The organism is Saccharomonospora saliphila YIM 90502, from assembly GCF_000383795.1.
Lineage (GTDB): Bacteria > Actinomycetota > Actinomycetes > Mycobacteriales > Pseudonocardiaceae > Saccharomonospora > Saccharomonospora saliphila.
Genome location: NZ_KB912632.1, coordinates 19,868 through 22,165 on the forward strand (window position 1 = coordinate 19,868; position 2,298 = coordinate 22,165).

2 protein-coding genes are annotated in these 2,298 nt (G+C 70.8%); both read left to right on the plus strand.

Annotation, left to right across the window (positions count from 1 at the left end; all coding sequences use genetic code 11):
• On the plus strand, positions 1-1,007 hold a 1,007-nt coding region (locus SACSA_RS21525; RefSeq protein WP_019813967.1), incomplete at its 5' end, for a cytochrome ubiquinol oxidase subunit I.
• A gap of 171 nt (positions 1,008-1,178) precedes the next feature.
• A complete protein-coding gene (gene cydB / locus SACSA_RS0104760) occupies positions 1,179-2,189 on the plus strand; it encodes a cytochrome d ubiquinol oxidase subunit II (RefSeq protein ID WP_019813970.1) in 1,011 nt (336 codons plus the stop codon).
• Positions 2,190-2,298 lie beyond the last annotated feature (109 nt).

Below are 2,298 nucleotides of genomic sequence, written 5' to 3' on the forward strand. Positions count from 1 at the left end.
CCCGGACCTCGCCCGGCGCGCGGGCGCACGCCGGGCGCGCGGACGGCGAGGCCCGGGACGGTGCGAGCACAGACGGTGCGGGCACAGACGGTGAGGACCGGCACGACGAGAACCGGGGCGTGTGGCGCTCGTCGCTACGCCTGGGGGCATGGGTCGGCGTCGTCTCGTTCGCCGTGCTCGCGATCAGCGGGGACGCTCAGGCGAAGCTCATGTTCGAGCAACAGCCCATGAAGATGGCCGCGGCCGAGGCCCTCTGCCACACCGAGCGGCCCGCCGGTTTCTCGATCATGGCGCTCGGCGACATCGCGGATGCCGACTGCGACAGCGTGCAGACCTTCACCGTGCCCGCGCTGCTCTCGTTCCTGGCACACGGTGATCTCGACAGCGAGGTGAAGGGCATCGAGGACCTGGTGGGCGAGTATCAGGAGCGCTACGGCACCCATTACCCGGACGATGCCGCGCTGGGCGAACTGGCGGGGGCGCCTGTTGACTACGTGCCCAACCTGCCGGTGACCTACTGGGGTTTCCGCATCATGATCGGCTTCGGTGCGCTCTCGGCGGGGATCGGCGTGTTGGCATTGTGGCTGACCCGGCGGGGGCGGATCCCCGAGTCGCGCTGGTTCCCACGGATGACGCTGGCCGGCATCGTGCTGCCGTTCCTCGCCAACAGCGCGGGCTGGATCTTCACCGAAATCGGGCGGCAGCCGTTCGTCGTGGTGCCCAACCCCACCGGCGTGGACGGCGTGTGGATGTACACCGCGCGGGCGGTGTCGAACCTGACCACGGGCGAGGTGTGGACCTCGCTGATCGCGCTGACCACCGTGTACGCCGTCCTCGGTGTGGTCGAGGTCTTCCTGCTCACCCGCTATGTCCGGGGCGGTGTGGAAGGGGTCCTGCCCGGGCCCGCGGGACGAGGCCAGGGCGGCGGCCGTGACGACGAGACGGACGGCGGCGGTGACGGTCCGGACACCGGGGGCTCCGGCGATGCGCTCGCGTTCGCGTACTGAGGAGGAAACCATGCGCGACACCCGGCGGCGGTGGGTGGCCCTGCCCCAAGATCATGTTTTCCACCGCCACTCACCTGCGGATTGTGGACAACTCAGGCGGTTGTACACACCCTGGGGATGGTTTGTTTCACGTGAAATGGCGCGCTGCGCGCCCCGGGGAGGGCGGCACTAGTGGATCTGCCCACGCTCTGGTTCTGCGTCATCGCGGTGTTCTGGCTCGGCTACCTGTTCCTCGAAGGCTTCGACTTCGGGGTGGGCATGGTGCTGCCCGTGCTCGGCCGCGACGACACCGAACGCCGCGTACTGATCAACACGATCGGACCCGTCTGGGACGGTAACGAGGTCTGGCTGATCGTGGCGGCGGGCGCGACGTTCGCCGCCTTCCCCGCCTGGTACGCGGGTCTGTTCTCCGGCGCGTACCTACCGTTGCTGGTCGTGCTGCTGGCGCTGATCGGCCGTGGTGTGGCGTTCGAATACCGCGGCAAGGTCGACTCCGCGCGCTGGCGGGCCGTCTGGGACCGCGTGATCGTCGTCGGGTCGGCGGTGCCGCCGCTCGGGGTGGGATTGCTGCTGGCCACCACGGTGTTCGGGCTTCCTCTCGACGCCGACGGCGACCGGATCGGCTCGGTGTTCGAGGCTGTGCGGTGGGAGACGCTGCTCGGCGGTCTCGCCGTCACCGGGTTCTCGCTGGTGCACGGGGCGGCCTTCCTGGCGCTCAAGACCGAGGGCGGGTTGCGTGAGCGTGCGCGGCGGTTGGCGGTGCGGCTGGCGCCGGTGGCGCTCGTGCCGATCGTCGTGTTTCCGGTGGCCGTCGTGGCACGCCACGGCGCGGACTGGACGCTCGCGCCCGCGATCGCGGTGCCCGCCGCCGGTCTCGTCGCGGTCCAGCGGCTGGTCGCGGGCAGGGAGGGGCAGGCGTTCACCGCACTGGCCGTACTCATCACGGCCACGGCCGTGACCCTGTTCGGCGCGCTCTACCCGGACGTCCTGCCGTCCACAACGGACCCGGCGCACTCGCTCACCGTGCACACCGCCTCGTCGGGCGACTACACGCTCGAAATCATGAGCTGGCTCGCCCTCTTCGGGGCACCCGCGGTGCTCGTGTACCAGGGCTGGACCTACTGGGTGTTCCGCACGCGGATCGGCACCCGGCACATCCCGAAGGCGCACGTGCCCCGATGAGCGTTTCCACCCGCGGTTTCCCCCTTTCCGCCACCGTGTCCCGACGGGACACGCCGCGGGCGGGACGAGGCCCGCTCGGCGCGCTGCCCGCCCTCTCCGGGGCGGCGCG